The following is a 7,310-nucleotide window of genomic DNA, read 5'->3' as shown; positions in this document are numbered from 1 at the left end:
CCTTTCTATATTGTCGAAGTTTTTTGTCCTTTAGACATTTGTCGCCAAAGAAATATTGAACGTGGAGATAGAACTGAAGACCAATCTGAGTGGCAAAATAATATTATGGCCAAAGATATACAATACAATTGTACTGTCAATACACACATAAATTCCTCAGAAGAATGTGCAGATTCAATTATAAAGTATTTATTTGATAGGTCCGAGGTTTAAGCTATCGGGGAACGTTTGTTTTATAAAAAAACGAAAGCAGCCGACCACAATGATTGGATGCTTCATTACACTAACGGGCAGGATTGTTCAATAACTTCGCGAATACTTCAAAATTGATAATTTTCGTTAAGTTCGTAAATACACTGTTAGCTGAAAGATACGCAAAAATAAAATTATGAAAGGCGGATTCAATTGAAGCCAGGGATTATAGTTCTTCTTAATGGAACTTCAAGTTCTGGAAAGACATTATATCTAATGAATTATTATCTCAAAATATATCCCATTTCAACATATATCAATTGATAATTTTATTAATGGGCTATTTCATAGTTATAAAGATTACATTAACAGTACCTATCCGAGTATTGAAACAAATGGTGCAGAGGATGGACAATTAGTAAATCAAATTCTTACATATCCGTTGATTTCATTATACTACTCGACAATAAAACTATTTTCAGCGATGGGAAACAACGTAGTTCTAGATTCTGTTATAGGTAATGACAAATGGTTCAATACTTGTATTGAATTATTATCGGATCACCCTGTCATATTCGTAGTAGTTAAATGTTCAAAGGAAGAACTTGCTAGAAGAGAACAACTTAGAGGAGACAGGGAAAAATTGAGTGGGAAAATATTACTTGACGCTTCAAACTAATAAAGACTGGAATCAATTTAGGAAACAGGACTTCTGTATACGGATGATTACCACCTGATATTATCTTGCACGGAAAGTCAGGCGACATAAACTACCGGATGATATGCTTCTTACGAAAGGAGGGATTGCCGTGGAATGGCTAGAGCGAATGAATCGAGCTGTCAGCTATATCGAAGACAACTTAGAACAAGATATTGATTACGACCAAATCGCTAAAATCGCCTTATGTTCAGTTTACCAATTTCAACGCATGTTTTCATTTGTACTTGAAGTCCCATTGTCCGAATATATCAGGCGTAGAAGGCTGACGCTTGCTGCATTTGATTTAAAGAACAGAAAAAACACTGTGACGGATATTGCCTTGAAGTACAGATATGAAACACCTGAATCATTCTCACGAGCATTTCAAAATCTACATGGAATGACGCCTACATTAGCGCGAAATGCTGAAAGTGAATTAAGAGCCTTTCCTCGCATCTCCTTTCAAATCATATTAAAGGGAGTTGTTGGAATGAATTATCGGATTGAAAAACGGGATGCTTTTCAAGTTTATGGGCTGGAGGATATCTACCATTACGACACTATTGCGAATGAGGAGGGCATATCGATCCCCGATGTTTGGCAAACCATCAGCAGTAATGGTGAGTTGGATCGTTTATCCCAGTCGGTTAGCGGGGATTGGAGAGACGAAGGCAATTTCAGCAAGGAACTTGGAGCTGTCTTTTCATTCGATTCCTATAAATTCACAAACAATACGACGTTCCCTTATCTGATTGGGTGTTACAAAGCGGTCGATAGCAAGGTGAATGGATATACAGTTGTTGATGTTCCACCATCCACGTGGGCAGTATTTTCAACTTTACATGATGGGAATGGCAGCGGCAAGTATGATTTGCGGTCTTTGAAGAATCGGATATTTTCGGAATGGCTGCAAACATCAACATTTACGATTTTAGATGGCGGCAACTTCGAGATGTATGGTACAAGCGTAGATGGCTACGAATATTGTGAACTATGGTATAGGGTCGAGGGATAGAATGGAAAAACGCGGCTGCCGACATGACCGGTCACTGCATGTTTTTAACTCGAAGATCGCACAAGGATCATTTCAGCATGGTTCATTAAACTAACGGAGAACTATAGTTGAACAAATAAGGAGCAGTGTGCTACGTGGCAGCTGCTCCCTTTCTTTGTTAAGCTAACGGGCAGAATAACGTATTAACTTCTAGGTGCCCAAAGCATAATGGAGACACCTACAACACAAACAGCGGCTCCGATCCAATCGTACATATCGGGTGTTTTTTTATCGACCAGCCATCCCCACAACACAGCAAGTATAACGAATACTCCTTCGTATGCTGGATAGACTCGTCCAAATGATGGGAAGCTCTGTACCGTTGGGATGATCCCCCTACAATTCCATACCATATTGGCTTGGATTCGCGTAGCCATAACCAAACAAGATAACCTCCACCAATTTCGGCAAGTCCTGCAACGATGAAAATTGAGATAGTTAACAACAAATTAGATTTCTCCTTACACTATGAACAAGTACCGGTGGTTTTTATTTTATCAAAACACTCTGATCAGGTTAGGCATTTACAGTTCAATCCATCATCTAAAATTTGGATCATGGGGTTAATTTGTTTCTTTTTCTCTTCCAACTCCTCACGTTTTTCTCGCGCCATTTCCTCCCATCGCTCTGATGGTGGAAGCGTTTCGAAACCTTCGAGCAGAACGATGATTTCTTGAATCGTAAAGCTGGTTTGCTGCGCAATTTTAATGAATGTGATTCGCCCAATTAGCTTTTCGGCAAAGCGGCGTTGACCGTTTATTCGTTCCGGCGCTGGCAATAATCCAATTCTTCCGTTCGATCAGCTAAGTAAGAATTGGGAGCTTGTCAAAAGAAATAAATTGTGTTTATCAATATAGAACACAAGCATATCACTTTCATGTATACCAAATCGGATTCGCATTTCTTTAGGAAATACAATTCTTCCAAAGACATCTAAAGAACGCACAACTCCAATACTATATCCCCCCCTTTTACCGCCAGTTTCGATTGCTAATCCAGGAGGTTCATATACCTTTGATCATACTTCTATTGCAATACATCTAATTTCATTGATAAGAATGAGCTGTTCCCCACATTCAATTCCTCCCGTTTGCTAGATCAGATTTTTATGTATATTTGTATTCCACATTAGTTCTCTAGAACAAGTGGTGGTTAGTTTACTAAAACACGAACAGGAAATCCAAATAAATGATAGAATTTAGAAGGATAAATAACTAATGATACGGAGCGTTAAGGAATGATTGGAAATTTTTCTTATATTATAGTATTAATTTTCTTTGTTAGCGGCACCATTTTCACTGGATTTATTTTTGAATCAAATTTCTTAATTATGAACGCGTGTGGTTACGTTGCTTTCCTTTTTGTGTTGTTTAATAAGACTCCGCTTATAATGACAAAGGCGCATTTTTTGATTATTAGTATAGCTTTATGTTATTGGGTTTCAGTTCTATACGCCGTTGATACTGAGGCAGCCATAATAGAAGCATCCAGAATTTCGAGTGTAGTACCGCTATCTTTCATGTTATCACTCATATCTCAAGAGCAGTTTGTAAAGCTTCTTTATCGATTACCTTGGGTTGGGAGCTTTTTGGTACTCGTTGGCCTCGTCTTCCATTTGCAGCGTGAAGGCAGATTGGAATCATTACTTCAATATGCCAATGCATTGGCAATTTTACTTTTAGTATGTATACTTATTAGCATTTTGGCGATTGCAATGAAGAAGTCAAAACAGCATGTATTCCTTATGACAATCAATGTCGTTGGACTGTTAATGACATTCTCTCGATCAGTATGGGTATTATGGCTCGTCTCGGTAATCATGATGCTTATTGTTATTCCTATCACTCGAAAGAAAAAGATACTGATAAGTCTCTCGTCAGCACATCTTCTAGGATTAATGATTGCAATGCTAGTAAAACAGGATATTTGGTTTTTTCTCAATCGTGTTTCAAGTATACAAGCGAAAACATCGGAGTTTCAAATTCGATTCGTTTATTGGAAAGACAGCATTCGAATGTTTATGGATTATGCTTTTGGGGGAACAGGCGGAGGAGGGTGGGCATTGCTGCAGCAAGCCTATCAGTCACAAAGATATTATGTAAAATTTATACATAACCATTATATTCAGGTTTTTCTAGATGTTGGGCTACCTGGTGGTCTAGCTTTTTTAGCGTTCATTGTATTCTTTTACAAGAATGCTCTTGTTCAATTGAAAACGAGTGAGATAATCGACAAGCCTTTGCAAAAGGGAATTATCATAATGGTTACGATAATGCTGCTGCATGCGGGGTTCGATTTTGACTTAACTTATCCTTATCTCAATATGTTGTTAATAGGTTTGATTTTACTGATACCTCAGCAAACAATTGAAATAAAATGGATTAAAATAAAATACATAGTTGCTGTCCCAACAGTGATTATACTCTTGTCTTTTTTTACGTGGATAGGTGTTGGTTATCAGCTGAAGGAAAAAGGCATGGAAGCAATTAAGCAAAGGGATTGGAATCATGCGGAAAAACTGCTTGAGCAGGCGGGAAGAGCTGTCCCGTGGTCAAACACAATCATATACGAAAAGGCAAAGCTATACATACGAATGGGCAATGAGACTGGTGATACTCGTTATTATGAAAAGGCAGAATCAGAGCTTATGAGGGCGATACAGATGGTTCCTCCAAAAGAACTATATACAGATTTATTTAAAGATTTACAGTAAGATAGATAAACATTTCATAACAGCCTAGATTTCGACAATATTTTTTGATAAAATTAATAGGTTATGTTAAAAAATTCTATTTTAGGGGCGGTTAAGTGAACAGTTCATTCCGTAAAAAGGTTAGTTTGTCTTTGGTTTCTTTAATACTATTATCTATGCTGGCACCGGTACTTTCTTATGCAGCGGCTTACATGGTTTTTCATTACGATGAACGTACAGGGGAGTTATCTGGGGGGATATACACTGCAGACCCTGATAATATCAAAGTAGAGAGAATCGATGAATCGGGTGCTGTCGAATCTATGGACGGAAAAGTATCAGAATTCTCTAATACATTGTACGATGATAATAATATCCCTTACGAGTGGGTACATTTCAGCAAATATGTTGGCTCGGATACGACCAAAGAACTTAGAATTACAGAAGGGATTGACGGTACGGTTTTTAATGCAAGTAGAAATGAGTATAACTACTATGTATATACGGATAAGCCTGTAGATTTAGATACTTATCGGATGAAAGGGGAAGAAGGCTTTTCTGGAAAGAAGGAGAATACGTTTTTGGTGAGTAACGATAAGTTGTTCACTTTTACTCCAGAAGAATCGGGATATGATTCTATTGTTATTTCACTTCCAAATAGCAGAATGGATAGCAATAGGATAAGTTATAATCCTTTGAATACAACGGCAAATGATTTTTCATTGACTGACATTAGCGTCAATCAAAGCGTTTATGCTGAAGCGCTATATCCTTTTAACAACTATTATTATTATGACGGCTTACCTGTATTAAACAATATGTTCGGACTTCAGTTTGCTGAACCACTTGTTAAAGGTAAAACATACGAGTTAAAGCTTTCTAGTTTAAGTGCTGGAGATGAAATTCAGATTGCGAGTGCTGGGAGAGAATACTATGCAAGCATAGCTTATGGGGAGCATGTAAGTTATACGAGTAGTGAGACTGGTGAGGTCCACCATTATATAAACCGAAAAAACATTGCTAAATTCAACAATATTACCTTTGCCTCAGCCATTGTATCCCCACCTTCCCCTCCTTCAGGTGGAATTGGCGGCGTGATACCTGATCCGAACCAAGGAAAACAAGTAGTGGATGTGGATAGTTTGAAGGGGAGCAAGGACGGTATTGTTGCTATTACCGTGTCTAAAGACAAACCTCAGGTTTTGCTTCCAATTAAAGCAGCAGAGGTACTTGGAGAAAATAAGCTTCGTCTAACCAGTGATAACATTTCTGTAGAGATTCCAGCAAAGGTTCTTGATAAGCTTCAACAGCTGCTTCCGGCAGACCAGCTTGAAGGGGCTCAAATTGAATTTGATATTAGTATTGTGGCAGAAGCTTCAGCTTCCGTTTTACTGAATAAAGCAAAAGATCAGACATCAGCAAGCCTTACCAGAGCAGGAGATGTATTTGACTTCTCCCTGTCGGTTATCACCAAAGACGGAAAGAAAACACCGATGAGTACGTTTGACAATCCCATTAAAGTGAATTTTAAAATCAATGAAAATGCAAATAAACAATTGTTAGGCGTTTATTATATTTCTGTTGATGGTAATCTGGAATATGTTGGCGGCAAAGTGAACGGGGCAGAAATTCAAGCGGATCTCACTCATTTCAGCCAATATGCCGTTCTTGAATATTCGAAATCTTACGAAGATGTGGCCGATGATTATTGGGCATCGGACATTATTAAGGTGATGTCTGCCAAACATATTATTGAAGGTGTAGACGGTAATAATTATGCGCCGCAAGCAAATGTTACACGCGCTGAGTTTGCATCTATGCTTGTAAGAGCACTTGGTCTTAAAGCTAGTGGACCAGCAGCTTTTAAAGATGTGAGTGCTAGTGCATGGTATGCTGAATCAGTAGCAGCAGCCAGTCAAGCAGGACTTAGCCAAGGTGTTTCGCCAAGCAATTTTTCTCCCAATGTGAAAATAACGAGAGAAGAGATGGCTGTGTTGTTAGTGCGTGCTTATGAATTGAGAACTAATACAAAGCTAGGTGAGGCAGCTAATTCCACATTTATTGATCGTAGCGAGGCTTCAAAATGGGCGCTGCCTTCCATTGATGCGGCTCAAGAAGCTGGAATCATTCGAGGACGTACCGAGAATGAATTTGTACCTCAAGCGCAACTGACTCGTGCTGAGAGTGCTAAAGCGATTTATAACTTGTTTGTGAATTAACAAAACGTCAAACGAAGTAGAAATGCTTGATACTGAACTGCACCCCGTCAAGTAGACAGTACAAATATAAATAATTAGGCGGCCTTAGTCCTGTTTTCCATTGGACTGAGGCCGTTTAGTTTTGCTTGTAATCGTTCGTTGTTGTAAAAATGAATGTAAGCCTCGATGTCCCTCTAAAGTTCCTCAAAAGTGTGGTATGTGTTTAAATAATACTTCTCGCATTTTAGTGTCCCCCAGAAAGATTCCATTGGACCGTTATCAATGCATCGCCCAACACGGGACATACTCTGGTTTATTTTGTTGTCATCCAAGTGCTCCTTAAAGGCCAAGGAGGTGTATTGGTAGCCTCGGACGCTAGAAGCATGGGGGATGCTTCTTGGGCTGCTTGCAGGGCCAGTTTCAACGTTTGGAATACAAGTGGATTGTTATTAGAACCCCCTAATACATATACAT

General features: G+C 38.7%; 7 protein-coding genes and 1 pseudogene. 5 read left to right on the top strand and 3 right to left on the bottom strand.

The genetic code is table 11. The features are described 5' to 3' along the window. From AC1DSE_RS26485 to AC1DSE_RS26475, 3 genes are all read left to right on the top strand, one after another. Positions 1 to 213, top strand: a 213-nt coding sequence (locus tag AC1DSE_RS26485; RefSeq protein ID WP_477528446.1) for a phosphotransferase-like protein, incomplete at its 5' end; no start/stop codon positions are given. 259 nt (positions 214 to 472) lie between these two features. Beyond that, complete coding sequence (locus tag AC1DSE_RS26480; RefSeq protein ID WP_477512936.1) at positions 473 to 871, top strand: phosphotransferase-like protein; 399 nt, start codon at positions 473 to 475, stop codon at positions 869 to 871. 130 nt (positions 872 to 1,001) lie between these two features. After that, positions 1,002 to 1,907 (top strand): AraC family transcriptional regulator, encoded by a 906-nt coding sequence (locus tag AC1DSE_RS26475; protein WP_477512933.1) that lies wholly within the window; start codon positions 1,002 to 1,004, stop codon positions 1,905 to 1,907. Between the two features lie 245 nt (positions 1,908 to 2,152). Here AC1DSE_RS26475 and AC1DSE_RS26470 read toward each other — a convergent pair. Next, positions 2,153 to 2,391 (bottom strand): annotated as a pseudogene (locus AC1DSE_RS26470) (YnfA family protein); the annotation flags it as partial. Positions 2,392 to 2,457: 66 nt separating this feature from the next. Further along, positions 2,458 to 2,724 (bottom strand): MerR family DNA-binding protein, encoded by a 267-nt coding sequence (locus AC1DSE_RS26465; protein ID WP_477512932.1) that lies wholly within the window; start codon positions 2,722 to 2,724, stop codon positions 2,458 to 2,460. A 459-nt stretch (positions 2,725 to 3,183) separates the two neighbouring features. Between AC1DSE_RS26465 and AC1DSE_RS26460 the strand changes: the two genes are divergently transcribed. Together AC1DSE_RS26460 and AC1DSE_RS26455 are read left to right on the top strand one after the other, a co-directional pair. After that, positions 3,184 to 4,659 (top strand): O-antigen ligase family protein, encoded by a 1,476-nt coding sequence (locus AC1DSE_RS26460; protein ID WP_477512931.1) that lies wholly within the window; start codon positions 3,184 to 3,186, stop codon positions 4,657 to 4,659. Between the two features lie 95 nt (positions 4,660 to 4,754). Then, positions 4,755 to 6,857: an S-layer homology domain-containing protein gene (locus tag AC1DSE_RS26455; protein ID WP_477512930.1), complete on the top strand. Its 2,103-nt coding sequence runs from the start codon at positions 4,755 to 4,757 to the stop codon at positions 6,855 to 6,857. Positions 6,858 to 6,931: 74 nt separating this feature from the next. Here AC1DSE_RS26455 and AC1DSE_RS26450 read toward each other — a convergent pair whose 3' ends face one another. Then, positions 6,932 to 7,012 carry a hypothetical protein gene (locus tag AC1DSE_RS26450; protein WP_477512935.1) on the bottom strand — a complete coding sequence of 27 codons (81 nt, stop codon included), beginning with the start codon at positions 7,010 to 7,012 and terminating at the stop codon, positions 6,932 to 6,934. Between the last annotated feature and the right edge of the window lie 298 nt (positions 7,013 to 7,310).

The organism is Paenibacillus sp. 01L418 (genome assembly GCF_056400045.1).
This window is presented reverse-complemented; position numbering and strand designations above follow the sequence as displayed.